Genomic DNA, 25,806 nt, shown 5'->3' on the forward strand with positions numbered 1-25,806 from the left:
GCGTCACCCCCGGAACGACACCGCGCCTGTCACCCCGAGCCGCGCCACGTCCGCCCGGAGGATGGCCTGCTGGGCGCTGCGCAGGGGCGGCCCCGGCTCGACGCCGAGTTCTGTCCTGATCACCTCACGGGCACGGCGGTACACACCCAGCGCGTCGCCCTGGCGGCCCGCCCGATAGAGAGCGATCATCAACTGCCGGTAGAACGGCTCCCGCAGCGGGTGCTGGACGAGCAGACCTCCGAGTTCCTCGATCACCTCGTGATGCCGGCCCAGCGCCAGGGCCGCGTCGATGCCCAGTTCGGTGCAGTTCAGCCGCTTCTCCTCCGCCACCGCGGCGAACGAGGTGAGGTCCATGGAGTAGGACATGCCCTCAAGAACAGGGCCGCGCCACAGGCCCTGGGCCTCGCGCAGAAGGGAGAAGGCTGCCTTGAAATCGGCCGCGAGGAAACGGGATCTGCCCTTCCGGTACAGCAGTTCGAACTCGCGTGCGTCGATCCGGTCCCTGCCGACGGCGAGGATGTAGCCCCGCGGCGCGGTGATGATCGGCGACTCCTCCCCGGGAGCACCGAGGAGTTTGCGCAACTGCGAGATGTAGACCCGCAGGCTTGCGACGGCACAGCGCGGAGGACGGTCCTCCCACAGTTCGGCGAGGAGCCTTCCGCCCGGCAGGGGCTCCCCGGCTCGCACGACCAGCAGGGCGAGCAGTTTGGCGATCTTCGGCGGGGCGGGGGTGAGATCGATGTCGTCACGGGTGACACGAAGTCGGCCCAGAACCTCGTAGCGCAACGGTCGGCAGGTCTGGACGGGGTGCGGTGACACTTTCAACTCCCGGATAGGGGTGGTGCGTTCGATCGGTTCAACCCCCGTTGACGACCGGCGGTGTTCAGTCGTGGGCTGCCTCCTTCGTGCGCACCAGCGCGGTGAGGACGATCGCGAGGGCGAGCAGCGGCACGGGCAGCAGCAGGGGCAGGCTCAGCGCGTTCACGAAGCCGTCGGCGAAGGCCGCGCCGCCCTTGCTCTGCCAGTGGCGGGCCGCGGCCGCGTCCAGCCCGTCCGGCGGCCCGAACGCGGCCCTCTGGTCGCCCGCTCCGAGGCGCAGCCGGTGCGAGGCATCATGGAACGCCTCGACGAACCGGCCCCTGAGCAGGGGCGGAAGGCCCTCGGCCCGCCGGGCCGCCGCCCGGGGCAGCTCATGGGAGATCCGGTTCGCCAGCAGCGCGCCCACGGCGGCGACGCCGATCACCGTGCCGAGCTGCCGGGCCGTACTGGAGACACCGGAGGCGGCGCCGACCAGATGCTGAGGTATGCCGTGCATGGCGATGGTGTTCATCGGCGCGAGGACCAGGCCCATCCCCGTGCCCGCCATCAGGAGGGAGGGCAGCAGTGTGACGGCGTCCGAGTCGGTGGCGACGGTCGCCGCCATGAGGATCAAGGCCCCGGCGAACACCAGCAGGCCCAGGGCGAGGGCGTACTTGCCCGACCGCCGCCCGGTGAGCCGTCCGACGAACGGGGACAGCAGTACGGCGACCACGGGTGTCGGCGCCAGCGCGAGCCCCGCCTCCAGGGCGGACATGCCCCGCACGAGCTGGAGGTACAGGGTCAGCACCAGCAGCAGGCCGGTCATCGCCAGCATGACGATGGCGATGACCAGGTTCATCAGCAGATAGTTCCGGCGTCGCAGCAGCTCCAGCGGGAGCAGCGGGTCACCGGCCCGCCCCAGCCACTCGCACCACAAGAACGCGCCCCACAGCACGACCCCCAGCACGATCACCGCCGGGATGCTGACGACGCCACGGATCGTCCCCCACTCATAGCGCTGGCCCTCGATGACCCCGTACGTCACACAGAACAGGGCCGCCGTCGAGAGGATCAGCCCGAGCGGGTCGAGTCGATGACGCCGGTGGGTGCTCATGGGCGGTATGTGACGAAGCGCCAGGACGATGGCCACCAGCCCGACGGGCACGTTAATGACGAAGACCCACCGCCAGCTCTGCCAGGTCACCAGCAGCCCGCCCAGAGTGGGCCCGGCCACCAGCGCGGTCCCGGCGATGGCGCTCCAGATCCCGAACGCCCTTCCGCGCCGCTCCACGGGCGTGAGGCTGGTCAGGATGGACAAGGTCTGCGGCATCAGGGCCGCGGCGCCCAGACCCTGCAGGGCTCGGGCGGCGATGAGCTGACCGGAATCCTGCGCCGCGCCGCACAGCGCCGAGGCCACCGTGAACAGGGCGAGTCCCCACACCAGCAGGCGCCGTGCCCCCAGTGCGTCGCCGAGCCTGCCACTGACCAGGAGCAGGACCGCGAAGACCAGTGTGTAGGCGTTGAGGATCCACAGCACCTGGTTGAAGGAGCTGCTGAGGCCGCTGATCAGGTCCGGGACGGCGATGTTGACGATCGTCACGTCCAGCACCGTCATGAAGAAGCCGATGGACAGCGTGAGCAGGACCAGTCCGTGACGGACGGGGGGCCCGGGCTCGTGGTCGGCGAGGCGCGGGACGGGGGCGTTCGGGCTCTCGGTGCTCACTGTGCATCCCCCCTGGGGGAGCCACTGACGGATGGTTACATAACAGCGTGATACTACGGGCCTCGTCAACTCCGGACCCCGCCCGGTGACTGACTCCCGGCCAGATGTTGTCCGCCCGCCGGGTCGTTGAAGAAGATGCCTTCATGAGTCCACGCGCCCGCAATCCCACCCTGCGCGCCAAACTGGTCGAGGCCGCCGCTCATCTGCTCGCCGAGGAAGGGCCGGCCGCGCTGTCGGCACGCCGGCTCACCGCGGAGGTGGGGGCGTCGACGATGGCCGTGTACACCTACTTCGGCAGCATGGAGGACGTGATCCGCGGCGTGGTGCGCGAGGGCTTCGCCCGGCTCGCCGAGCGGCTCGCCGAGGTCGCGGACCACGACGACCCCGTCACTCACCTCGCCGAACTGGGCCGCGCGTACCGGCGCAACGCCCTTGCCCATCCCCACATGTACGCGGTGATGCTGGGCGGTTCCGCACTGGGCGGGTTCCGGCTCTCCGAGGACGACCGCGCCCGCGGCGCCATGCTGCTGGACGTCGCCATGGCAACGGTGGAGCGCTGCACCGCCGCCGGACGCTTTCGCGCGGGCGACGCATGGATGGTCACGCGCCAGTACTGGTGCTGCATCCACGGGCACGTCCAGCTCGACCTCGGTGGGTACTTCCTGGAACCGGACGCCGCCGACACGTGCTTCGAGGAACTGCTACGGGACTTCGCGGTGGGCTCGGGCGACCAGCTGGACGCGGCGACCCGCTCCGTGCGGGCCCGGACAGCCGAGGACGCCCCGGCGCCATGACTCCCCCGCCGCCTGGGGCTTTATGCCTCCTTAACGGCCGCCGCCTAGCGTGCCGACGCACGCGATGCACTCGCAGTGCCCCGGCAGGCGCGGGAGGGCACCCATGGCTGTGCCGACGGACGACGCGGACGTCACCAACGCGTCGGAACCAGAGCTGAGAAGGCTCGGGCTGACCACCGACACCACACTGCCGCGCGCGCTGGTGCACAAACGCGCGGTCGAGAACGTCTTCCTCACTGCGGTGCGGGACGTCTCCGGCTCCCCCGTCGTCCTCGCCCAACTGCCGCGCATGCACCGTTACTTCAACGACACCTATCTGCCCTACTACGACCTGCTCCTCATCGGCGAGGTCGAGCGCCAGGCCGTCGAGGCCATCGCCCACGGGCTCCTCGGCGTCCCGGACGGGGCCCGGTTCGTCATCAGGGCCATGGCGATCACCCTGGACGATCTCCCGGTGCTCCGCGTCGGCGCGGAACCGGCCGACCTGGTGATCAAGATCGATATCGAGCGTGCCCGCAGACGGCGCAACGGCCCCCTGCACGGCATGGTGGGGCGGGCCTCCTGCTGGCTGGGCGGCCGCCGCGCCGCGGGCTTCACCGGCACCGTGCACTTCGTCTCGGAGGACGGATACGCCAAACTCCGCGCCGACGCGGCCGCCGCCCCCGACCACGGCTTCCCGCCGCACGACCGCCCGGTCACCCCGGCGCTGGTGGGCCGGCGCGACGCGGCCAACGTGGTCGTGTCCGACCTCACGGTGGCTGCCGACGCGGCATGGACCCGCCTGGTCGTGGACCCCGGCCATCCCGTCTTCTTCGAGCATCCGCAGGACCACCACCCGGGCACCGCCGTACTCGAAGGGTGCCGGCAGACCGCCGTGGCCGCGGCGTCCGCGGTGCTCGACGTCCCCGCAACCCGGCTGCTGGTCACCAAGTGCAGCGCCCAGTTCAGCGGCTTCGCCGAACTCGGCCGGATCACGTCGTGCCATGCGGCGCTCACGGGCGAGGACGACGGCTGTCCTGTCGTGAGCACACGGGTGACCCAACACAACACAACGGTGGCCGAGGCGCGGATGACCGTCACAGCGGTGGACGACGACGCAATGCCGGTGGGAGGAAAGGCGCGGTGATCGGTGACCTGCGGCCCGTGGGCGAGGCGGTGGCCGCCGACGGAGTCCGCTTCCCCCTCCGCGGGCGACTCCAGCCGGTCCCCACCGTCCCGGTCGTCCTGGTCGTTCCGGCGATGGGCACCGCGGCGCGCTTCTACCGTTCCTTCGCGCGGGCCCTGTACAGCACCGGGCTCAGCGTGGTGCTCGGCGATCTGCGCGGCCAGGGCGAGCGTGCACCGAACGGCAGCCGGGCGCCCGCCTTCGGCTACGCGGAGCTCGTCGCGGACCTGGCCGCCGCCTCCACGGCGGTGCGCGAGCTCGCCCCGCAGGCACCTCTGGTCCTGCTCGGACACAGCCTGGGCGGCCAACTGGCGCTGCTCCAGGCGGCCCACAGCGCGACCGGCCACGAGCGGCCCCCCGACGCGGTGGTCCTCATCGCCGCCGGCTCCGTCTGGTACGGGAGCTACGGAATGCTGTGCGGTGCGGGCGTCCTGATCGGCAGTCAGTCCGCGGCACTGCTGGCGACGGCGCTGGGGCACTGGCCCGGGGACCGGCTCGGCTTCGGCGGCCGGCAGCCTGCGCGCGTCATGCGGGACTGGGCCCGGCAAGCCCGCACCGGCCGCTACCGGTTGGGACGCCACCCGGGCACACGGACCGAGGAGCTGCTGCGACGACTGCGACTGCCGGTCCTCGCCGTGGGGGTGGAAGGCGACCGGCTGGCGCCGCCCGCCGCTGTCGACCACCTGTGCGGCAAACTGCCGAGCGCCCGCGTCGACCGGTGGCACTACACCTCCGCCGAGGTGGACGGGTCGCGGCTGGACCACTTCCGCTGGGCGCGGCACGGCACGGACCTCGCCCGGTACGTGGCGGCGTGGACCGCCACGGAGACAGCCGGGAGCGGTCGGTGATGACCGGCGCGCACGGCCCGAAGCCCTTCACGGGCAGCACCGTGGCCGTCGTCGGCGGCGGCTGGTCCGGAATCGCGGCGGCCTGGTACCTCGCCGGCGGCGGAGCCGAGGTCACCCTCTTCGACGAGCAGGACCGGCTCGGCGGACGCTGCGCCGGCACGGAGCTCGGCTCCCGCACCGTGACGCTCGGCGGCAAGAACATCGGACGCAACTACACGTACTTCCGGGACTTCGCCCGCACGCTGGGCTCCGTCGCGTTCGAGCCCTTCGGCATCAATTCCTCGCGCGTCGAGGACGGCAGGCTGCGCACCATCGACAGCTCGGCCCGGCTGCGCAGCGCCACCGTGCTGGCCCGCAGCACCTCACCCAGGGACGGCATACGGCTGCTCCGGCTCGCCTCGCTGGTGCGGCGGCACGAAGCGGAAGGCCATCTCGGGGGACCCGCGCTCACCGCGCTCGCGCTGCGCCACAGCGACCCTCCGCTGCACGAGTACTTCGGCCCGCGCGCCTGCGCGGCACTGCTGCGTCCGCTCACGGTGCGGACGACAGGCGCCGAGCCCGACGAGGTGCATCTGGGCACCCTGGGCTGCCAACTGGGCCTGCTCATGGACTCGTTCGACCAGCCGACCGCCGGTTTCGATCCTCTGTTCCGCGCGTTCGCGCAGCGGGTGACGGTCCGACTGGGTACCCGCGTGACCCGGCTGGCGAGGGCGGGCGACCGTGTAGTGGGCGTCCTCGCCGCGCCGACGAGCACGAAGACGCCCACCCTCCACCCCGCCGACACGGTGGTCGTCGCGCTGCCCGCGCCCTCGGCCGCACGGCTCGTGGAGGAGGCGGCCGGCGAACTCGCCGCCGAGCTGCGGCAGATCCGGTACTTCCCGGCCGCCGTGATCGTGGCCGAGTACGAGCGCCCCGTCTTCCCCGAGCGGGTGCGGTCCCTGGTGTTCGGCCCGGAGGAACCGCTGAGCAACGCCGGAGCCTACGGCCTGGCCGAACGGAACATCGTGCGGTACACGTTCAGCGGCCGTGCCGCGCGGCGCCGACTGGCCGCCGACGTGCCCGACGCCGACCTGCTGGACCTTGCCGAGGATCTCCTCGGCGCGCATTTCCCGGTGCGACGGCAGGACCGCCGGGACTTCGTGGCCGGCCGGTGGGTGTGGGCGTACTGCGCCTACAGCCGCTTCCACGAGCGGCGGCTGCGCCGCCTCGCCGGGCTCGGCGCCGCGGTGCCGGGGCTGGAGATCACCGGTGACTATGTGCGGGGCGCGTCGATCGAGCAGTGCTTCCGGGCCGCCCGGGCACGTGTCTCGGCACTTGCCGCGCGCTGGAGCGGGTGAGAGCCCGGCTCCCCGTCAGCCGCAGCCGCCGGCATGGCCGCCGTCCGCGATGCGGGAGGCGTCCGGTCCGAGAGAGAGCACCCTGCTCCCGCCGCCGGCCAGGGGCCTCGGGCGACCGCCGTGCAGTGCCCGCACCGTCCAGGCGAAGGATGCCAGCCGGTCCACTCCCCAGTAGCGGTCGTGCCGGTGCACGAAGAACGGCACCCCGAACACCCCGTCCCGGTCGGCCGCGAGCAGCGCGTCGAGCCCGGCTGCCCGGGCCTGCTCGTCATCGGCCGCGCCGCCCAGCGCCTCGGCGTCCAGGCCCAACTCCTTGGCGATGCCGGCCACGACGGCCCGGTCGCATATGTCGTGGCCCTGCTGCCAGCGTGCCCGGTACACCTGGTCGGCGAAGGCCTGCCCGGCACCCTGCTCCGCCGCCACCAGATAGGCCAGGTGCGGTACTTCCCAGCAAGGATCCCGGTCGACCGGCCAGACGACGGTCAGGCCGCGGACGGTGACCAGACGCCGTACGTCCTGAAGCACGTACAGATGCTTCGCGCGCGACATCGGCACATACGGGAAGGAGCCGCCCGCGTCGGTCAGCATGCGCTCGCTGCGCCGGTCCGGTTCCCAGAACGGGATCCAGGCCAGTTCGTCCGCCAGCCCCGGGTACCACTCGAGGAGATCGTGGTGGGCGAGCCAGGAATAGGGGCTGCGGAAGGAGAAGTAGAAGCGGGGGGCCGCGAGCGTGTGCGCTGTCATGGCTGTCGGTTCCTTCTCTCGGCTGGGGGTGTGGTCACAAGGTGAGGCCGCCGTCAACCTGGAGGACCTGTCCGGACACGTAGGCGGCCCGCTCGGACGCCAGGAACGCCACGGCGTCGGCGATCTCGTCGGCCCGGCCGAGCCGGCCCATCGGGATCTCCCGCAGGGCGTCCTGGCGCTGCCGTTCGGTGAGGCCGGCGGTCATGTCCGTCTCGACGAACCCGGGGGCGACCGCGTTGACACGAATCCCGAGCCGCGCCACTTCCTTGGCGAGCGACCGGGTGAAGCCGATGATCCCGGCCTTGGCGGCGGCGTAGTTCACCTGCCCCGCGTGACCGTAGACGCCCGCCACCGACGACACGGTGATCAGGCACCCGGTCCTGCGGCGCATGAAGGAGAAGATGGCCGCCCGGCAGACCCGGTAGGTGCCGTCGAGGTTCACCGCGAGTACGTCCTCCCAGTCCTCGGCGGTCATATGGACCAGCGGGGCGTCCCGCACGATGCCGGCACAGCTGACCAGCACGTCCAAGGGGCCGAGTTCCTCCTCCGCAGCGCCGACGAAGGCCCGCACCCGTGCCTCGTCGCGGACGTCGACCTGCCGCACGAGCACGCGGGCGCCCGTGGGGCCGACGCACTTGGTCACCTCCTCGGCGGCCTCGGCCTGCGCCCGGTAGCAGAACGCCACGTCGTACCCGTCCGCCGCGAGCCGCAGCACGACCGCCCGGCCGATGCCGCGCGAGCCGCCGGTGATCAGCGCCACCGGGCGCCGTTCGCCGCTCACGGCCGCTCCCCCGCCGCCGGTGCCCGCAGCAGGGTGTCCGCGGGGCGCAGCGCCAGCACGAAGTCGGCCACCGACAGGACCGTCCGCGCGCCGACAGCCGTCTCGCCCTCGCAGATCGCGGCGCCGGTGACGGCACGCCGCAGCCGGACGTGATGGCGCAGTACGGCACCGGGGAACACCGGGCCGCCGAAGCGGACGCCGGAGATGCCGACCCCGAGCATCACCTCGCCGGAGAGCACATCCGGGTTGGGCCGCGCCCAGCCGACCAGGAACGCCGCAGCCTGGCACCACGACTCGACGAGCAGGGTCGGCGGATAGCGGTACTCCCAGGGGCGAGCCGTGTCATCGACGGCGGCGTACCAGGGTTCGTTGCAGGTGACGGCCTTGACGGCGGTCAGGCTTCGCCCGGGCACCACGTCGGTCACCCGGTCCAGCAGGAGCACCGGATGGCGGTGCGGGATGACGCGCTTGATGGCGCTGACGTCGATCACAACATCCGTCGAGGTCACCGAGGTCACGGCTGCACCGCCCGGTAGAGCAGGCGCAGCCGCGCGGCCGGGCCCCGGCCCGCGCTGACCGTGGCGGTACAGCGGACCGCGTCCCCGGCGTGGCTCGGCTCGACCGTCATCGTGAGGGTCAGGTCGTCGCCGGGGAGCACGGGGCCGAGGAAGCGGCTGCTCTCGATCTCCGCCAGGCGCATGCGTCCGCGCTCCCACCGTCCCGCCCCGTCGAGGGCCAGGTCGACCGCCTCGACGAGGCACACCGCGGGCAGCACCGGGAAGCCCGGGTAGTGGCCGGCGAGCACCGTCTCGTCCGCCTCGACACGGGTGCGCGCCGTCAGGGTCTCGCCGTCCCGGCCGACGACGGGCACGGCCCGCCCGAAGGCGGTCGCCCTCATGAGGCCCGCCCCCGCCTCGACCGCAGCAGCTCGTAGACCTGTTGGAAGCAGGTGAGCCGCTTCATCTCGGACTCCGCGACCTGGACGCCGTACTTCTTCTCCAGCACGACCGCGATCTCCAGGGCCAGCAGCGAGTCGACATCGAGGTCGTCCACGAAGTGCGCGCTGTCGGTGACCTCGGAGGTGGGCACGTCCAGGATCTCGGCGATGGTGTCGCGCAGTTCCTCCTTGTCGCTCGCGCAGTCGATGCCATCGGTCATGGGAGCACTCCTCACGTCAGGGTGTTCGGTCATAGCGGGCTCACCGCCAGGCATCCGGCCAGTCCCCCCGCATCGATCGCGGTGACCAGTGCGGTACGCCCCCACGTCGGACGGGGGATTCCCTCGGCCAGTACCGCGGCGAGCTGGAAGGCGCCGGCGGCGGCGGAGGTGTCACCGATCAGCTCCTCCGGCCGCAGCCACAGGGGGGTGGCGGCGCCCAGTACGTCGCCGAGCGCACCCTGCTGTGCGGCGCCGGTCTCCTCGTCGTGCGGCGACGGTACGACGGCCCAGACGTCGGCCGGTCCAGCCCCGGACCTGGACAGGGCCTCGTGGACGCACTCCGCCAGCGCCGGCCGCGCCGCGGACGCGTCCTGGAATCCGCGGAACGCCGTCGCGCAGACCCGCAGAAGCGGCTCACCCCCCAACCTGGCCGCGGCGAAGGGCCGTTCGAGCAGAAACAGAGCGCACCCCTCGCCCAGTGGCCGCAGCCGGTCGCCGTCCGGCCGGGCGTGCCATTCCAGCCACGAGCGCTGCACGGAGAACTCCTCCACGGCCCCGCACAGGACGGCCTCGGCATGTCCGGCACGCAGCAACCGGGTGGCGTACCGCAGCACGTGCAGAGCGGTCAGCCGGCCCGCGGCGATCGTGGAGTTGGGCCCCTCGATCCCGTACCGGATCGCGCAGCGCCCGGCGGCGCAGTTCATGACGGTGTTGGGAAAGCGTGCCGGGTCCACGAGGTACGGCCGGTCCTGGGTGAGGGAGTCCCTGGTGAAGTCCATGATGCTCTGGACACTGCCGCTGCCCGTGCCCAGCACGAGGGCGAGGTCACGCCGGCCGGTCGGCCCGACGGGCTGTTCCGGGTCGTCGAGCAGCATGCCGACGGTCGCCACCGCAATGCCGGTCGCACGGTCCATGGAGCGCGTGCCCTTGCGTCCGAGTGCCCCGGCCACCGTGAAGGCGGGGATGGGCGCCCCGTGTCCGAGCGGTCCCGGCCACGCCGTGGGATCGAGTTCGGTCACCGCGCTGCGGCCCGAGCGCAGCCCGGCGGTGAGTGTCCCGGCACCCGCGCCGAGCCCGGACATGACCGTCCAGGCGGTGATGACCGGTGCCCCGTCGGTACTCATCCGCTGATCAGCTCCCCTCCGTCGACGCCGATCGTGTTGCCGGTGATCCAGGCGGAGTCGGTGCGGGCGAGCACGACGACGGCCTCGGCCACGTCCTCGGGCACGGTCAGTCGCCCGTGCGGATTGAGCGTGCGGGCGCGCCGCGCGAACTCCTCGCTGCCGGGGATGCGTTGGAACGCCGGGGTCAGGGTCACCCCGGCACGCAGCGCGTTCACCGCGACCCCGTGCGGCGCCAGCTCCAGGGCGAGCTGCCGCACATGGGATTCCAGCGCGCTCTTCGCGGCGGACACCGGCCCGTAGTGGGCTACGGCGCGGGAGCTTCCGGCGCTGGTCATCGCGTAGACCTTGGCACCGCGCGGCAGCAGTCCGGCGGCGTGCAGGTCCTGCACCCACAGGACCAGGCTGTGCGCCATGACGTTGGACGTCATCGTCAACTGGCGCTCGGTGACGGCCTCCGGCGCCCCGTCCCCGCCGCCGAGGTAGGGGGCCAGGCTGCCGAAGGCGAGGGAGTGCAGCAGGACGTGGACGCCGGCGCCGCCGGTGAGGTCGGCCACCCAGGGCACCAGCTGACCGCGGGTCCGGGCGGCGGCCGCGTTCGCATGGGCGAAGTGCGCACACGTCCCGCCGGCGCGCAGCTCCTGTACCAGCTGGTCCGTGGCCGCCTGGGCGGACGGCGGATCGAAGTGGACACCGACGACGTGCATGCCCTCCGCGGCCAGAGCGCGGGCCGTGGCACGGCCCATGCCGCTGGAGGCGCCCAGGATCAGCGCCCAGAGTCCTTTCAGTTCCCTCAGCACGGCGCCGACCCGTCCGCGCGCGCATCTTCCGGGCGGGTCTCGGCCCATGCGACATGCCCCTGGGCGATCGCGGACACCAGCCGCGCCGGCCCCCGCGCGACGGCCAACAGCCCGGCCAGCCGCAGCATGGGGCGCAGGCTGCCGGAGCCCACCGCCTCGTACGTCACCGCCGCTCCGGTCGCACCGACGGCCTGCGCTGCCACGGCGGCCACCGGCGAGTCGTCCAGGACCAGGTGGGTCGGCGGCGCGTCGGCGCCGGGTTCGGCGAGGTGGGCGACCAGCCTGTCGCGGGCCTGTGCCCGCCCGGATGCCTCCCGCAACAGGCTCGGTGGTACGAAGGCGCTGCGCACCCGGCAGGAGCCGTGCCGCCGCACGGGCCGGGCCGTCGCCGCCTGCCGTCGCTCGAACACGAGGGCGACGGCACCGCTGTCGGTGTGGGTCCCGCCCTCGCGGGCTTCCTCGGTCGCCGCGGCGAGCAGCAGTGCGGACCGGCCGGCCGTGACGGCGCGGAGGCCCATCTGCACGGCTTCGAGACCCGCCACGCCGGGCGAGGTGACGGTGACGTTGAACGCCTTGAGCGCGAACCGGCCGGACAGGTGGCTGCCGAAGAGGTTGACCGAGAAGAACGGGGCGGTGGCCGGGCTGAGTCCGTCCGCACCCTCGCTGATCACCGTGCGGTCCATGCGGGCGTGCAGCGCGGCGACGGCGTGGTTCGTGCCGACCGCGGCGCCACGCCGCTCCTCGGGAATCCCGGCGAGGCAGTCACCGGCGTCGGCCAGGGCGTCGCCCGCGGCGGCGAGGAGGTACCGGGCGGCGGGCGGCAGGTACTTGTGGCCGCGCGGGCCGAGGCGGGCGTCGGCGTCGAACCAGGCGTCGGCCGCCGGGGCGGGTGCGGCGTTCCCCGCGCGCGGCGGGGCAGCCAGGGCCGCCATGGCGGCGAGCGGGCTCACGACGCCGATTCCGGTGACCACCAGATCGGCCGGTGCGCTCATCGGGGATCACCTCCGGCGAGAACGAACGACACGTTGTTGCCTCCGAAGGCGTAGGCGTTGACCAGGACGTGCCGCCCGGTGAGCGGGGTGGGGCCGCCGTCCGGCAGCCAGACCGGGCAGTCCGGATCGGGCTCGTCGAGCGGGGCGTTGGGCGGCACGGCCCGTCGACGTGCGATGAGCGCGCCGGTCACGGCCGCGAGGGCCCCGGCGGCGCCACCGGTGTGGCCGACGAGGGCCTTGAGGCTGTACAGCGGCAGTCGCGCGCACCGCGGGCCGATGACGGCGTGCAACGCCCTGCTCTCCACCACGTCGTTGAGTGCGGTGCCGGTGCCGTGGGGGATGACGCAGCCGATCGCGTCGGCATCGCTGCCGGAGCCCTCGATCGCGGCACGCATCGCCCGGCGGATCTGCTGCCCCTGCGGTTCGGGGGCGGTCGGGTGGTGGGCATCGCAGCTCCACCCGTCGCCCAGCAGCCAGGCCGTGGGCGGGAGCGCGCCCCGCCGCTCGGCGTGCAGCGCGGATTCGAGTACGAGCATGGCGGCGCCCTCGGCGAAGACGGTGCCGCGTCGGCGGGCGTCGAAGGGACGGCAGCGCAGCGGGTCGATGGCGCCGAGCCGGTTGAAGCACGCGAGCGCGACCCGCGAGTAGGCGTCAGCGCCGCCCGCCAGGGCCACATCGGCCTCGCCGGCGCGGATCAGGTCGGCGGCGACGGTCAGCGCGAATCCGCCGGCGGAACAGGCGTTGCTGACACTGATGCAGGGTCCCGTCCAGCCCAGCGCGTCGCCGAGGGCGGAGCCCACCACGAAGACGGGGCCCAGCTCCTTTCCGTCCGGGGGGCTGTCGCAGCGGTGTTGCTCGTGCAGCCCCGAGTCACCCATCCCGGTGCCGACGACGATCGCGTACGGGGCTCCCGCCATGCCCGTCAGCCGGGCGTCGGCGAGTGCCTGGCGGGCGGCGGCGACCGCCATCCGCGAAGCCCGGCCGAGCGGCAGGCCGCCCAGGTGGTCGGGCCGGTCGGGCACGGCGCCGTCCGGCACGGCGTAGCAGATGGGCAGCGGCATACGGGCGTGAGGGTCGCCGACCGGTGCGGGCGCGGGCCGTGCGGTGGCCAGGCCACGCCAGAAGACGTCCGTTCCGCTGCCCAGGCAGCACAGGACACCGAGTCCGGTGATCGCTACGGGCTCCACGGGCACCTCCGGCCGACAGGACGGCGCTCAGCCACCGGCCGGGCCGAGCGCGCGCAGCAGATGGGGGTCGAAGCCGACCAGGCTCCAGTCGCGGCGGCCGCGGATCGTCGCGTAGCCGTGGGTGATCCGCCCGGTGGCCGTGGGCAGCAGGGCCCCGCCGCGGTGGACGTAGCAGTCCATGCGCAGAGTGAAGGTGAGGTTCTTGAAGACCTCCTCGACCGTGAGGACGGTGTAGGCCCGGTCCTCCATCAGCGCCTCGCCGAGCATGGTGACCGACGAGCGGGGGACGACCGGGATCAGGTTCCGCTCGTCGAGCAGGCTCCGGATGGAGACGCCCCGGTCCGCCAGGAACAGGTCGACGGCCCCCTCCAGGGCGCGCAGATAGCCGGAGATCTGCATCTGCTCGGTGAAGTGGCAGTAGTAGTACGGGATGCGCCAGGCGACGGCGAAGGCGTTGACGTCGGCGGTGAGTCGGCGGACGACCTCCTCGCCCGGGATGTCCTCCGGCACGGGCACGGGCCGAGAGACGTCGGAAAGGGGGGCCGCCACACCTGGCACGGACCAGCCGGCCAGTTCCTCCGGAACCGTCGCCACGGGGCCGCCGCGTGTGTCGGTGCGCAGCACGGCCCGTACCGTCGAGGTCGCCGCGCGGCGGGCCGTGCCGTCACGGTCCAGGGCCAGCGTCACCCGCATCCGCAGGCCCGAGGCGTCCCACTGTGCGGGGGTGACGTCGGCGACGGTCTTGTCGTCCAAGTGGAGGGCGGTGCCGATCCGGGTGGCGAGGGCGGTGACGCCGAGACACAGGCCGAAGTCCTCGTAGAGGCGTCCGGCGGGCACTCCCGCCTCCCGGAAGTGCGCGAGTACGGCTTCCTCCACCAGGTAGTTGACGTGCTTGAAGCCGATCCAGGTGCAGATGTTGGCGCCCTCGTACCGTGGGCGGAGCACATGGCGGGTGCGGTTGCGCAGCAGCGGGGGCAGACCGGCGGTGTCGGTGGGGGAGGCCATCAGCGTCCTTCCAGGGCCGACGGGCCCGGTACGAAGTCGTCGCTCGGTGCAGGGGCGGTGAGCACGACGGCCGCGGCGGCGTCGTCATCGTCGTGGCCACCCGCCGTCGCCAGGACGCAGCCAGGACCGCCCCGGCTCAGGTACGCGGTAGCGGCCGCGCATTGGAGCACGCCCAGGGCGCCGGAACAGTGGCCCACGTCCGTGCTGAGGTCGCGGGTGTGCACTCCGTGCAGGCCCTCGGGCGTGGGCACGCTGCCGCCTTCCGGGACGAGCCACACGCCGACCGGCGGGCCGTCCGGTCCGCGTGCCCGGGCGACGGCTTCGTGGAGGTCGGCACGGCGCGCGAAACCGGACAGCGCGGCCGTCGCCGGAATCCCGCGCCGGCGTGCGGCACGGGCGGACTCGGCCACGAGGGCCACCGCGCCGTCAAGGAGCCGTGCGCCGTCGTCCGGTCGGCGGTCGTGGGCGGCGGCCAGGAGGCGGGCCGCTGTGCCGGTCGGCTCCACGCCGACCACGACGGCGCGCTCGACGCGGCCGGCCCGGACGAGTGCCCACGCCCAGAACAAGGCGTCCAGGCCGGAGGTGGGCCCGTTGCACAGGGTGAGGCTCGCGCCGCGCAGCCCGAAGCGGATCGCGATCCAGGAGGCGATCACATTGCTCGCGGTGTTGGGCAGTTCCATCGGGCTCACGGCGGCCGCCGTGTCGCTCGCGATCGTCTCCGCCGCCGCGCACACGGCGTCCACGTTGCCGAGGTTGGAGCTGACGACCACTCCGGTGCTCTCCCCCGGCACGGTGAGGCCGCCGCCGTCCGCCTGCAGCCGCGCATCGCGCAGGACCTGGTGCACGGCCGCGAGGCCGAGCCGGGTCGCGCGGTCCTTGTACCGAAGACGCCGTCCGCCGAGCCGGTCCGCCGGTTCGAACGGCTCCTTGAAGCGTGCCGAGGGGCACGTCCACAGGTCCGCCGCCCGGTCCACCCCGGACAGGGCGAAGCCGGTGCCGGTCACCAGCACGCCGTCGTCATCGTCGTACGTCATCTAGGCCACCTCCGACGCGGCGGGCATCTCGACCAGGGCCACCGCGTTCAGGCCGCCGAAGCCGAACGCGTTCACCTGCGCCAGCCGCAGCCGGGCAGCGGCCGCGGTACCTCGTACGAGGCGGAACTCCCGTGCCGCTTCGATCGGTTCGGCCAGGCCCACGACGGGCGGCACCCTGCCGTGGCGCAGGCTCTCCACCGCGACAATCAGGCTCAGCAGTCCCGAACTGCCGGCCGTGTGCCCGGTCATCGACTTCACGGCGGTCATGTACGGCCCGCGCACCGACGGCCCCAGCACATCGGTCAGCCCCATGGCCTCCGCCTCGTCGCCCAGCGGTGTGCCGCTCCCGTGCAGCATCACCAGGTCCACGTCCTCGGCGGCGACCGAGGCACGCCGGTGGCCCTCGCGGATGGCCGCGGCGATTCCCTTGGGGTCGGGGGCCGTCGGGTGCTGCGCGTCGCAGGCCAGGGCGACCGCCCGGACCACCGCACGCACCCGGTTCGGCGGTGCCGCGTCGGCCCGGCGGAGCACCGCCGCGGCCGCCCCCTCTCCCATCAACATGCCGCTGCGGGTCCGTTCGAAGGGGCGCAGCGCGCTCGGGGGCCGGTCGTTCGCCCGGTCCAGCAGCCCGTAGCTGCTCTCGGTGATCGCGTCGACGCCGGCGACCACGACCGCGGGTGCCGCGCCCAGGGTGATCAGGTCCGCGCCGAGGCCGAGGGTGTAGAGGGATGCGGCGCAGGCATTGCACACCGTGTGGGTGTCGGTGGCAGCGAACTCGTCGCGCAGCGCCGTGCCGAAGTGCAGATCGCGCGGGGCGAACGGATGGCCGTCGCGCCACCACAGCTCCACCGAGCGCAACTCCCGCAGCGTGGTGCCGACCAGCACGGGAACGGAGCCCAGGTCGTCGAGCAGCCCGTCGTCGGCGATGGCCGCGCGCACCGCGCGCACCAGCCAGCGCGTGGCGCGCAGGGTCTCGTCGCGGCGGCCCGGCCGGTCGTCGATCTCGTAGGCGTGGCGGGCGCGGTACAGCTCCGGGCGGAAGGCTCGCAGCGGGGCGACGCCGCTGCGCCCGGAGCACAGCGCCGCGAAGGTGCCGCTGACGGTGTCGCCCAGGCAGCACACGACCCCCATGCCGGTGATGGCCACGCTGCCCGGCGCTGCGGGCGGAGAGACGCTCATGCCACCGTCCCCTCCCATCGGCGGAGGATGACCACCGCGTTGTTGCCGCCGAAAGCGAGAGCGTTGTTCTGCACGATCCGCGGCGCCGTCTGCCGCGCCCGGTTGGGGACGCAGTCCAGTGCGCAGTCGGGGTCGGTCTCGATGTGGTTGACCGTGGGCGGGATGAATCCTTCGGTGATCGCCACCGCGCAGGCCGCGGTCGCCAGTGCGCTCGCGGCGCCCATGGTGTGACCGATCATCGCCTTGATGGAGACGGTGCTGGGCGGCCGGTCGCCGAAGACCTGGCGAATGGCGGCCGCCTCGGTGGCGTCGTTGGCCCTGGTTCCGGTGCCGTGGGCGGAGATGAGGTCGATGTCGTGCGGCTGGACACCGGCGTTGCCGTGCGCCTGCAGCATGCACCGTGCGATGCCGTCCCGCAGTGGCGCCATCGGGTGGTGGGCGTCGCAGGTCAGCGCGTAGCCGAGGACTTCGGCGTAGATACGGGCTCCTCGGGCCAGGGCGCCGCCCAGGCTTTCCAGGACGAGGATGCCGGCGCCCTCTCCGGTGAGCAGGCCGCGCCGGTTGCGGTCGAAGGGCCGGCAGGCGTCGGGGGCGATGGCTCCGAGGCGGTAGAAGCCCGTGAAGGTCTTGCGGCAGATCGCGTCCGCTCCCCCGCACAGGGCTATCTGCGCCTCGCCCTGAGCGATCGCGTCCAAGCCGTAGCCGAGCGCGTAGTTGCCCGCCGCGCAGGCCGTCGCAACGGTCACCGCCTCCACGTCGGCCAGACCGAGTTCGCGGACGATGCCCGAGGAGAGCCGTTCGGCTCCGGCGCGCCGGACGACGCCGGGATCCATGTGCTCGGGTCCCTTGCGCAGCTGCACCTCGACGAGGTCGTCGAGGTCACGGGACTCGCCGTCGGTCGTCCCCACCGCCACGAGGCAGCGCCGCGCCCGCACGGTGTCCACCGGCAGGCCCGCGTCCTCAAGAGCCAGACGTGCCGCGGCGACGGCGAACCGGCCTGCGCGCCCCAGGGTGTACGGGTCCGTGGCGCGGATCCAGCGGGCAGGGTCGAAGTCCGCTATCTCACAGCCGTTCGCATGAGCGAAGCCGGTCGTGTCGAACGCGGTGATCGGCTGTGCGCAGTGGCGTCCGGCGCGCAGTGCGTCCGTGAAGTCCTCGACTCCGATGCCGATGCCGGTCACCGTGCCCAGTCCGGTGATGACAACGCGCGCGCCGTCCATGTCAGGTGCGTTCCAGCGCATCGGTGACGACCGCGCAGACGCCTTCGAGGTTCACCATGCGGCTCAGCTCCGTCTGGTCGATGACGACGGAAAAATTCCGCTCAAGTGCGGCGAGTATTTCGATGGCCCGCAGGGAGTCGGCCTCGTGCTCCTCCTTGAAGAGACTTGTGGGTGTCATATCGGCAGGATCGATCTCCAAAATATCGCAGACGATCCCCCGTATCTTTTCCGCGCGCACATCGGCGGGCATGTGAACACCTTCTGCGGCAGTCATGATTCCCTCCCCTCCCCCCAGAGTGGGCCCGAGGTTACGAGATCTGAGGTCGGACTGTCTTCAGTCATTCGCTGATTCCCCGCCTCGATCATTCGTCCAAGCTCGGTCGCGGTCTCCGTTTTTCGTGGAGCCGACACCCATGCCGCACCTCACCGACATCACAATCACCACGAATTGACGGTCTCTCAGGCGCCCCGATAGACTCACCTTTCGAACGCTAATTCAGCATTACCGCCATATAGCCCGACACCCGTCGCCAGCGGACTCACTCCGAATTGGAGCTGATGGTCGGTCATGGACATCCGAGTGGTCCTGTGCGACGAGCAGCGGTTGGTCCGCGCGGGGCTTCGGTCGATTCTGGATTCCGAGACGGGCATCACGGTGGTGGGTGAGGTCGACCGCATCGCGGACGCCATGGGAATGGTGCGCCGGCTCAATCCCGCGGTCGTCGTCATGGACGTCAACTCCCTCCGGTACGAAGGCGGCACCGCCGTGCGCGAGTTCGCCGAGATGAGGTCGGACCAGCCGGGCGGGGTGGTCGTGCTCGCGGCCGCCGGTGACACCGACCTCGTCACCCAGGCGCTGCTCGCGGGTGCTCGGGGTTTCCTGCTGAAAGAGGACCCGGCCGAGCAACTCGTCTGTGCGGTGCGGATGGTGGCGGTCGGCGCGGTCGTCCTCACCGGTTCCGTGACCCGTCCCCTGCTGCGCCGGCTGGCCGCGGAGCGGGATCCGGTGACCGATCGGGAGACGTGCTCTCTCGACCGGTTGACCTCACGTGAACTGGAGATCCTGCGGCACATCGCACAGGGGTATTCGACCCATCAGGTCGCCGGTCTGCTGTTCATCTCGGAGACGACGGTCCGTTCCCACATCCACCATCTCCTGCAAAAGCTCGAACTCCGCAGCCGGTCGCAGGCCATCGCCCTCGCCTACCGCTCCGGCCTGGTCGCCTCGCCGCCCTGTGCGCCGGAGGCGGATTCGGCACGCGAGCCCTGAAGGGCCGCGTCACGCAGGACGCCGGGCGCGGCGACCGTGATCGCCGTGACGTGGTAACCGCCGCACAGACGCTTGCAGTTCGTCGCGTACGTGAGGAGCAGGCGGCCCGGGGCGGACGGCTGCTCCGGATGGGCCTCCACGGCGTAGGTGAACATTCCCTCGCGTCGCGGGGTCGTGGCGACCACCCGGCGGTTCGACCACGGCCCATGGGGAGTGGGCCCGTCGTAGGAAATGATCTCGTCGGACCACAGGTCGAGCCGTTTGGAGTACAGGCGATGGCCCTCGGCCGTGCGCACCACGCTCATCACCGTGCCCAGTTCGAGCTCGGGCCCGAGCTTCGTGCCGAGGTAGTTCCAGGCCGCGGGGTCGGCCAGGCGGCCGGTGGGCACGCGGGCCACCTCGACGGCCTTGCCCGGCCGGCCCAGCACCGCGTAGGAGCCGAAGACGTAGGTGACACCGCCGTGCGCCGGGTACAGCTGGCTCCACATCGCACCGGTGGGACGGCGGGGAAGCGACACCCGCCCGAGGGGGGTCAGATCCGGCAGTCGGTAGGTGAGGACGTCGGTGTGCTGGTAGCGCATGTCCCACGCGCCGCACGGCTCGTCGCAGGTGAAGTCCATGGCCAGCATCCTCAGCCGGTTCCCCGACCGGCTCGCCGTGCCGGGCCAGTACCAGTGGTCGGGGAGCGGGTGGTCGGCGAAGGTGCCCGGGAGGCTGCGGAACTGCCCGTCCGGGTACTGGACGGCGGCGCTGTTGCGGTCGAACCCGCCGTCCGCGCGCACGGTGTCGCCGAACAGCCACAGCACCCTGCCGTCTCCCAGGGGGACCGAGGAGCCCACGTCGGCGTGGTATGTGGCGAGGAACGCGTTCAAGTGCCTGGTGCTGTCGCGGTGTCCGGTCGGGTTCTGAGCCGGTGCGGCGAGGAACCCGACCAGACACAGCGAGAGAAGGGCGGCCCACACCGCGGCCATGTGTCCTCCCACGGCTACTCGGCTCCCCCGCGGGTCACGGGGTCAACTGCACGCTAGGAGAGGGCACTTAAGCCACTGCAAAACCCGTGTAAAGCGCGCGACGGGGCGGTGCGGGCAGCGGGTGCGGTGCAGTCAGTGCAGGGCGGGAATGACCCCGGCGGCCTCCAATCGCACCGGATCCGCCCGCAGGATCGCTTCCTGGGAGAGCCGCAGCGACGGTCCCGGCTCGACTCCCAGCTCCTCCCTGAGCACCCGGCGGGCGCTGCGGTACACCGCCAGCGCATCGCCCTGGCGGCCCGCCCGGTACAGGGCGACCATCAGCTGGTGGTAGAAGGGCTCGCGCAGCGGGTGCAGGACGACCAGGCCGCGCAGTTCCTCGATCATCTCGTGATGGCAGCCGAGAGCCAGCGCCGAGTCCATGCTCAGTTCGGTGCAATTCAGCCGTTTCTCGTCCTGGACTGCCGTGAACGAATCGATGACCAGCGAGCCGGGAATACCCTCCAGAACGGGGCCACGCCACAGCGACAGCGCCCGGCGCAGGAGTTCGGACGCATGTGAGAAATCAGCCGCCACATACCGTTCTCGGCCACGGGTGTAGAGCATCTCGAATTCGTGGAGGTCTGTCACCGCCCCACTCGTGTCGAGAATGTATCCGGGCGGCGTCGTGACGATCGGGGACATTCCCCGCGGGCCACTGAGAAGCTTCCGCAGCTGTGAGACGTACACCCGCAGGCTCGCGAACGCGCAGCGCGGTGGATCCTGCTCCCACAGTTCCGCCACGAGTTTCTCGCCGGCCACCGGCTCACCCGCCCTGATCAGGAGCAGGGCGAGCAGTTTGGCGAGCTTGGGTGGCTCCGGCGTCAGGTCGACACCGCCTCGGGTCACCCGCAGGCGCCCGAGTAGGTCATAGCGCAGTGGCTGGTCAGCCTGTACAGAGGACAGGGCCACAGCAAACCCCCCAGAATGCGTAGGTACGCATTCAACTGATTCTGGTTCCCCCGTCCGCCCTCAGGTCTGGGACGCAACATAGTCGGCAATATCGCCGCCAGTGCGTGAAGCATATGCTAGCTCATCTCTCGGTACCACCCCCTCCCCGTTACACGGCCATTAAGGAGAATAAAATTCGGGCCGCCCGGATACTGGCTATGGAAATGTATTCGGCCGCTCGAAATCGACTGTCCATGGATCCTGTCCGGCAGACAGCCCGGCCCGCGGGCGAGCGGACCGGGCTGTCCGGACCGGGAGTCCGGCGCCGGCTCCGCCGACGGTCAGACCGCGACCGCCCGCCCCGCCCCGAGAGTCTCCGTCAGCCACGAGAAGAGCCGGTCATGGAAGAGGCGCATGGCACCGGAGTGGCAGTGCGCCCCGCCGCCCTCGTCCGCGGTGAACACATGCAGCGTCTTGGGTGAGTTCAGCCCCGTATACACCTTCTTGGCGTGCTCCAGGCCGGCGAAGAACAGATCCTCCTCCGCGTCCAGGACGAGCACGGGGCAGCGCACCTTGCCGATGACCTCCGAGAGGCCGAACGCAGGCATTCGGCGCAGCAGCTCGGCCGGGGTGGCGGCGCCGAAGGTCCACAGGGCGTGCCGCAGCAGCCAGCGGGTGAAGGTCTGCTGGGCGGCGATCCCCCACATGACCGGGTTGGCGAAGTCGTCGTGTCCCTGTTCGACCCAGTCCAGCACGAACGGCGGCAGCGGAACGACGTCGCCCAGCTGCCAGACCGCGTCATGGGCGATGCAGCCGGCCAGCCGGTGCTCGAACGCGGCCGCCCGCACCGCGAGCAGGCCGCCGAGGCTGGTGCCGACCAGCGCCAGGCGGTCGGGGTCCACGCCGGGCAGGGACAGGACGTGGTCCACCACCGGGGTGACGACTTTCTCCCAGTCGGGCCGGAAGACCAGCCCCTGGTCACGCAGGACCGAGCCCTGCCCTGGGCCCTCGAAGCACAGGCAGTTCCAGCCGTGGGCGAGGGCCGCCGCGGCCACGAAGAAGTAGCCCTCTTCGACCGTGGAGTCGAGCCCGCCGTGGTGGATGATCGTCGGCCGGGGCTCGTCGGAGTCGTCCACCCGGTACAGGTAGGCGGGCAGTGAGGTGTCCTCGTACGGGATGCGGATGAACTGCGGTGGCCGCTCCATGAGCGCGGCGGCGTCGGCGAAGGTCTCCCGGGACAGGCCCATCAGCCGCCGGGCCTCCGTGCCCTGCGGGTCGTCGCGCTCGAAGAACTCGGCGGTCCGGTAGTAGTTGTGCGCACGCAGCAGTGCGGCCCGTGCGTCGACGGTGCGTCCCTCGCCGCGCGCCGCCGTGGCCAGGCCGAGGACGCGTTCGGCGAGCGACGTCCACGCGTGCCGCCAGGCGTCGGTGTCTCCGCCGGGGATCCGGGAGGCGACCGCGACGACCTCGCCGAGCTGCGCACCGCCGTAGTCGGCGTAGCCGGCGGCGCGCAAGGCCTGGTAGTCGAAGGCGGGGTCGTCGAACAGGAATTTCATGGCAGCGGCTCCTCTGGTTGTGGGAGGTGCTCCGGTGTCGTGCCCGGGCTTGTCCCGGCACGGACAATGCGGGTTCCGTTCAGGAACGTGTCGACGATGCGTTCGGCGAACACCACGGACTCCACGGGGCGTTGACGCAGGATCAGCCGGGCGGCCATCGGCCCGGTGAGCATCTCGATCGCGTCGTCCAGGTCGAGGCCGGCCCGCAGCTCACCGCTGTCGATGCCGTCTCGCAGCACCCGCAGCAGGGCCTCGTGCCGGGCGGCGACGACCGTGTTCTCGAATTGCTCCACCAGCTGCGGGCGGCGCACCGCCTCACCGAGCAGACTGCCGATCAGCCGGTGCAGATTGGTGTCCTGACCCCGGTGCCGGAGCTGGTCGACGAGAGTGACCAGCCGGTCCCGCAGGCTCAGTCCCTCCAGCGGCGGCACCGGCAGGTCGAGACTGCCCAGCGCGGCCAGCACCAGCTCTTCCTTGTTGCGCCAGCGCCGGTAGATGGTGGCCCGGGCGACGCCCGCGCGCTGGGCGACCAGGTCCATGGACAGGTCGCCGAAGCTGCACCCCTGGCTGAGCAGGCCCAGGGTGCTGTCCAGGATCGCCTGGTCGGCGGCGGGGTCGCGCTGACGGCCGCCCCGGGGGGAGGACCCCGGGGCGGCCGCGGCTCGATCGGCGTGCGGCATAGGCATCAGACCTCCGTGGTATGGACTTCTCGCGTGGGCGCCTCCTGGCCGTCGGGCACTCCGGCGGCCGTACGGGAAGGCAGGAACAGCAGGCTGACCAGGGCACCGACGAAGGTGACGCCGACAGCGACGAGGGCCGTGAGGTGCATGGCCGAGACGAACGCGTCGACAGCCTGTCCGGCGAGCGGCGCACCGCGCGGACCCAACTCCTCGGCGACGGTGAGGGTGGTGGCGATGGACTCCTCCGCCGTGTCACGGACCGGTGCGGGCAGCGGCGTCAGGTGCTCCTCGATCCGGGAGCGGTAGGCGACGGAGAGCACCGAGCCCAGGACGGCGACGCCGAGGGCGCCGCCCACCTGCCGGAAGGTGGTGGTGACCGCGGAGCCGGTACCCGCCCGGTCCTGGGAGACGGCGGACATGGCGGCCGAGGTCGCGGGCGGCATCACACAGGCGATGCCGATGCCCATGGCGAACAGGACGGACTCGATCACCCACACCTCGGTCCGCTCGTCGACGCCGGCCACGGCGAGAAAGGCGAGCGAGGTGAGCAGCATGCCGGTGGCGCACACCGGCCCGGACCCGATCCGCTTGGCCATCAGCGTGGCCGGCGCAGAGAAGGCCAACTGCGCCAGGGCCAGGGGCAGCAGCAGGCAGCCGGCCTCCAGCGGCGTCCAGCCGCGCACGCTCTGCAGATAGAAGACCAGGAAGAAGGTGGCGCCCAGCAGGGCGAAGAAGACCAGGCCGATCACGGCCACGGCGGCCGAGAAGCGGCGGACCGTGAACAGGGCGAGGTCCAGCGCGGGCCGCTCGGTGCGGTGCTCCCACAACGCGAACAGGCCCAGGACCAGCAGGCCCCCGAGGATCGGCCCCCACACCACGGCCTCCGCCCAGTTGTCCGACTCGCCGCCCCGGATCACGCCATACACCAGGGAGGTGAGCCCGGCGACGGACAGCACGGCGCCGAGCGGGTCGAGGCCGCCGCGCCCGGGGTCCTTGGACTCGGGGACGACGACGAGCGCGGCGGCGGCACCGATCAGCACGATGGGCAGGTTGACCAGGAACACCGAGCCCCACCAGAAGTGTTCGAGGAGCGCGCCGCCGGTGACCGGCCCGAGCGCGACGGCGAGTCCGGCGGCGCCCGCCCACAGACCGATGGCCTTGGCGCGCTCGGCGGGCGGGAAGACGGCCATGATGATCGCCAGGGTGGCCGGCAGCACCAGAGCGGCACCGAACCCCAACCCGGCCCGCGCGACGATCAGTTCGTCGGCGCTGCGGGCGTAGGCGGACCACAGGGAGCAGGCACCGAAGACCAACAGCCCGGCCAGCAGGACGCGTTTGCGTCCCCAGCGATCGGCGAGCGCGCCGGTGGTGAAGAGCAGGGCGGCGAAGACGAGGGTGTAGGAGTCGATCGACCACTGCAGATCGCCCGGTGAGGCTCCGAGGCCCTCGGGCGCGGGCTCGGCCAGGGTCTTCAGGGCCACGTTGAGGATCGACGTGTCCAGGACTACGAGCAGCAGGCCGACCAGGAGCACCGCCAGCACGCGCCAGCGGTGCGGGTGCGCGGTGGCCGACGCCTGGTCAGGGGGCTTGCGGCGAGGCTGAGTTGTCACGAATTTCCGCTCCTCGGCAAGAAGAGGGTGAACGTGAGCTGAGTGCCGTACTGGTGCCGTGTGGACTTGACGCTAGACCCGGCGAGCAATCGAGTCAACGGTGTATCGAAACATGGCTGACTCGATTGCGGCGATGCCGTTACAGCCCGTCAGGCCCCAGGGCGCGGGCGACGACGTAGCGGTCCAGGACACGGTCGCAGCGCAGGCGCCAGCCGGGTGCGGCGCGGTCCAGCCACCAGCCGCTGTCCGGGGCGGGCCGGGGGCGCAGGTGTGAGAAGTCGTACGCCAGCCCGACGCCGAGCGCCTTCGTGTAGGCCTCCTTGAGCGTCCACAGCCGTACCAGCATCGAATTGCGTGCGGCGGGCGGCAGTTCGCGCAGCTCCGCCAGTTCCTCGGGGTGGCAGAACCTCTCGGCGAGCCCGGGCACCAGCAGTGGGCGGTCCCAGGCCTCCACGTCCACTCCGATACGGCGGCCGCGGGCCACGCCGACGACGAGCACGTCGGCCGTGTGACTGATGCTCACGTCCAGCCCCGCTGGAGCATGCAGGACCGGCCGACCGTGGCCGTCGCGGCCCACGACCACCCGGTGCGGTTGAGTGCCGCCGGCCGCGGCCACCGCATGGCGCAGCAGCAGCCGGGATCCCGACGACCGCGCCCGGCCGACGTATTCGCGTGCGGGTTCACCCGACGCCCGCGCCCACTCGTCCAGCCGGCCGAGGCGGACGGCATGCCCGCCGGGAGGCAAGGGGCCGCTCGCCACAGCCCCTTCGACATGTACGTCCCATCCGGTCACGAGGCCTCCTTGGGCAGACGGTATCCGGCACCGCGTGCCAGCACGGTACGTGTTCCCGCGCGCACCAACCGTTGCACCCGGCCATGGCTACAACCCCAAACCCTTGACGTGCG

The 25,806-nt window shown here is 72.1% G+C and carries 27 protein-coding genes; 5 read left to right on the top strand and 22 right to left on the bottom strand.

Annotated elements, in window-relative coordinates:
• Nucleotides 1-3: 3 nt before the first annotated feature.
• Nucleotides 4-819: a BTAD domain-containing putative transcriptional regulator gene (locus tag H4N64_RS19070; RefSeq protein WP_186283566.1), complete on the bottom strand. Its 816-nt coding sequence runs from the start codon at nt 817-819 to the stop codon at nt 4-6.
• Nucleotides 820-883: 64 nt separating this feature from the next.
• Nucleotides 884-2,521, bottom strand: coding sequence for a DHA2 family efflux MFS transporter permease subunit (locus H4N64_RS19075; protein ID WP_186283567.1), 1,638 nt, complete (start codon nt 2,519-2,521; stop codon nt 884-886).
• A gap of 143 nt (nt 2,522-2,664) precedes the next feature.
• On the opposite strand from H4N64_RS19075, the gene H4N64_RS19080 reads away from it, so the two are divergent.
• The 4 genes from H4N64_RS19080 to H4N64_RS19095 all read left to right on the top strand — a co-directional run bounded on the left by H4N64_RS19080 (nt 2,665) and on the right by H4N64_RS19095 (nt 6,665).
• Nucleotides 2,665-3,315: a TetR/AcrR family transcriptional regulator gene (locus H4N64_RS19080; RefSeq protein WP_186283568.1), complete on the top strand. Its 651-nt coding sequence runs from the start codon at nt 2,665-2,667 to the stop codon at nt 3,313-3,315.
• A gap of 103 nt (nt 3,316-3,418) precedes the next feature.
• Complete coding sequence (locus tag H4N64_RS19085; protein WP_186283569.1) at nt 3,419-4,441, top strand: AfsA-related hotdog domain-containing protein; 1,023 nt, start codon at nt 3,419-3,421, stop codon at nt 4,439-4,441.
• Complete coding sequence (locus H4N64_RS19090; protein WP_186283570.1) at nt 4,438-5,328, top strand: alpha/beta fold hydrolase; 891 nt, start codon at nt 4,438-4,440, stop codon at nt 5,326-5,328. Before H4N64_RS19085 ends, H4N64_RS19090 begins: the two co-directional genes overlap by 4 nt.
• Nucleotides 5,292-6,665 (top strand): FAD-dependent oxidoreductase, encoded by a 1,374-nt coding sequence (locus H4N64_RS19095; RefSeq protein ID WP_186283571.1) that lies wholly within the window; start codon nt 5,292-5,294, stop codon nt 6,663-6,665. The genes H4N64_RS19090 and H4N64_RS19095 overlap by 37 nt, the downstream gene beginning before the upstream one ends.
• A gap of 15 nt (nt 6,666-6,680) precedes the next feature.
• Here H4N64_RS19095 and H4N64_RS19100 read toward each other — a convergent pair whose 3' ends face one another.
• From H4N64_RS19100 to H4N64_RS19165, 14 genes are read right to left on the bottom strand one after another with little or no spacing between them, the layout of a single operon-like run.
• Complete coding sequence (locus H4N64_RS19100; protein WP_186283572.1) at nt 6,681-7,409, bottom strand: 2-hydroxychromene-2-carboxylate isomerase; 729 nt, start codon at nt 7,407-7,409, stop codon at nt 6,681-6,683.
• A 34-nt stretch (nt 7,410-7,443) separates the two neighbouring features.
• Nucleotides 7,444-8,190, bottom strand: a complete 747-nt coding sequence (gene fabG / locus H4N64_RS19105; protein ID WP_186283573.1) for a 3-oxoacyl-[acyl-carrier-protein] reductase — start codon at nt 8,188-8,190, stop codon at nt 7,444-7,446.
• Nucleotides 8,187-8,708 carry a 3-hydroxyacyl-ACP dehydratase FabZ family protein gene (locus H4N64_RS19110; RefSeq protein ID WP_336246734.1) on the bottom strand — a complete coding sequence of 174 codons (522 nt, stop codon included), beginning with the start codon at nt 8,706-8,708 and terminating at the stop codon, nt 8,187-8,189. The genes fabG and H4N64_RS19110 overlap by 4 nt, the downstream gene beginning before the upstream one ends.
• Nucleotides 8,705-9,088 carry a 3-hydroxyacyl-ACP dehydratase FabZ family protein gene (locus H4N64_RS19115; RefSeq protein ID WP_186283574.1) on the bottom strand — a complete coding sequence of 128 codons (384 nt, stop codon included), beginning with the start codon at nt 9,086-9,088 and terminating at the stop codon, nt 8,705-8,707. Before H4N64_RS19115 ends, H4N64_RS19110 begins: the two co-directional genes overlap by 4 nt.
• Nucleotides 9,085-9,348: an acyl carrier protein gene (locus tag H4N64_RS19120; RefSeq protein WP_186283575.1), complete on the bottom strand. Its 264-nt coding sequence runs from the start codon at nt 9,346-9,348 to the stop codon at nt 9,085-9,087. Before H4N64_RS19120 ends, H4N64_RS19115 begins: the two co-directional genes overlap by 4 nt.
• 29 nt (nt 9,349-9,377) lie before the next feature.
• On the bottom strand, nt 9,378-10,472 hold the full coding sequence (locus H4N64_RS19125; RefSeq protein WP_186283576.1) for a beta-ketoacyl synthase N-terminal-like domain-containing protein: 1,095 nt from the start codon (nt 10,470-10,472) through the stop codon (nt 9,378-9,380).
• Nucleotides 10,469-11,269, bottom strand: coding sequence for an SDR family oxidoreductase (locus H4N64_RS19130; protein WP_186283577.1), 801 nt, complete (start codon nt 11,267-11,269; stop codon nt 10,469-10,471). The genes H4N64_RS19125 and H4N64_RS19130 overlap by 4 nt, the downstream gene beginning before the upstream one ends.
• Nucleotides 11,263-12,261 carry a beta-ketoacyl synthase N-terminal-like domain-containing protein gene (locus H4N64_RS19135; protein ID WP_186283578.1) on the bottom strand — a complete coding sequence of 333 codons (999 nt, stop codon included), beginning with the start codon at nt 12,259-12,261 and terminating at the stop codon, nt 11,263-11,265. Before H4N64_RS19135 ends, H4N64_RS19130 begins: the two co-directional genes overlap by 7 nt.
• Nucleotides 12,258-13,448, bottom strand: coding sequence for a beta-ketoacyl synthase N-terminal-like domain-containing protein (locus tag H4N64_RS46380; protein ID WP_186283579.1), 1,191 nt, complete (start codon nt 13,446-13,448; stop codon nt 12,258-12,260). Before H4N64_RS46380 ends, H4N64_RS19135 begins: the two co-directional genes overlap by 4 nt.
• Nucleotides 13,449-13,475: 27 nt before the next feature.
• Nucleotides 13,476-14,453, bottom strand: a complete 978-nt coding sequence (locus H4N64_RS19145) for a hypothetical protein (protein ID WP_186283580.1) — start codon at nt 14,451-14,453, stop codon at nt 13,476-13,478.
• Entirely contained in the window at nt 14,453-15,487 is a 1,035-nt protein-coding gene (locus H4N64_RS19150) for a beta-ketoacyl synthase N-terminal-like domain-containing protein (protein ID WP_186283581.1), read from the bottom strand. Before H4N64_RS19150 ends, H4N64_RS19145 begins: the two co-directional genes overlap by 1 nt.
• Nucleotides 15,488-16,666 carry a beta-ketoacyl synthase N-terminal-like domain-containing protein gene (locus tag H4N64_RS19155; RefSeq protein ID WP_186283582.1) on the bottom strand — a complete coding sequence of 393 codons (1,179 nt, stop codon included), beginning with the start codon at nt 16,664-16,666 and terminating at the stop codon, nt 15,488-15,490.
• The gene (locus tag H4N64_RS19160) at nt 16,663-17,886 is read right to left on the bottom strand and encodes a beta-ketoacyl-[acyl-carrier-protein] synthase family protein (RefSeq protein WP_260859801.1); all 1,224 of its coding nucleotides are present in this window, start codon (nt 17,884-17,886) and stop codon (nt 16,663-16,665) included. The genes H4N64_RS19155 and H4N64_RS19160 overlap by 4 nt, the downstream gene beginning before the upstream one ends.
• Before the next feature lies 1 nt (nt 17,887).
• Nucleotides 17,888-18,160 (bottom strand): acyl carrier protein, encoded by a 273-nt coding sequence (locus tag H4N64_RS19165; RefSeq protein ID WP_186283584.1) that lies wholly within the window; start codon nt 18,158-18,160, stop codon nt 17,888-17,890.
• Between the two features lie 294 nt (nt 18,161-18,454).
• Between H4N64_RS19165 and H4N64_RS19170 the strand changes: the two genes are divergently transcribed.
• Nucleotides 18,455-19,156 (top strand): LuxR C-terminal-related transcriptional regulator, encoded by a 702-nt coding sequence (locus H4N64_RS19170; protein WP_186283585.1) that lies wholly within the window; start codon nt 18,455-18,457, stop codon nt 19,154-19,156.
• Here H4N64_RS19170 and H4N64_RS19175 read toward each other — a convergent pair.
• From H4N64_RS19175 to H4N64_RS19200, 6 genes are all read right to left on the bottom strand, one after another.
• A complete protein-coding gene (locus H4N64_RS19175) occupies nt 19,090-20,127 on the bottom strand; it encodes a hypothetical protein (protein ID WP_186283586.1) in 1,038 nt (345 codons plus the stop codon). The genes H4N64_RS19170 and H4N64_RS19175 overlap by 67 nt on opposite strands.
• A gap of 132 nt (nt 20,128-20,259) precedes the next feature.
• Nucleotides 20,260-21,075 carry a BTAD domain-containing putative transcriptional regulator gene (locus H4N64_RS19180; protein ID WP_186283587.1) on the bottom strand — a complete coding sequence of 272 codons (816 nt, stop codon included), beginning with the start codon at nt 21,073-21,075 and terminating at the stop codon, nt 20,260-20,262.
• Between the two features lie 320 nt (nt 21,076-21,395).
• The gene (locus H4N64_RS19185; RefSeq protein ID WP_186283588.1) at nt 21,396-22,610 is read right to left on the bottom strand and encodes an alpha/beta hydrolase family protein; all 1,215 of its coding nucleotides are present in this window, start codon (nt 22,608-22,610) and stop codon (nt 21,396-21,398) included.
• Complete coding sequence (locus H4N64_RS19190; protein WP_186283589.1) at nt 22,607-23,296, bottom strand: TetR/AcrR family transcriptional regulator; 690 nt, start codon at nt 23,294-23,296, stop codon at nt 22,607-22,609. The genes H4N64_RS19185 and H4N64_RS19190 overlap by 4 nt, the downstream gene beginning before the upstream one ends.
• Nucleotides 23,296-24,900 (bottom strand): DHA2 family efflux MFS transporter permease subunit, encoded by a 1,605-nt coding sequence (locus H4N64_RS19195; RefSeq protein WP_186283590.1) that lies wholly within the window; start codon nt 24,898-24,900, stop codon nt 23,296-23,298. The genes H4N64_RS19190 and H4N64_RS19195 overlap by 1 nt, the downstream gene beginning before the upstream one ends.
• Nucleotides 24,901-25,039: 139 nt before the next feature.
• On the bottom strand, nt 25,040-25,693 hold the full coding sequence (locus H4N64_RS19200) for a 4'-phosphopantetheinyl transferase superfamily protein (RefSeq protein ID WP_186283591.1): 654 nt from the start codon (nt 25,691-25,693) through the stop codon (nt 25,040-25,042).
• Nucleotides 25,694-25,806: the final 113 nt, after the last annotated feature.

The organism is Streptomyces cupreus, from assembly GCF_014257025.1.
In the GTDB taxonomy this organism is placed as follows: Bacteria; Actinomycetota; Actinomycetes; order Streptomycetales; family Streptomycetaceae; genus Streptomyces; species Streptomyces cupreus.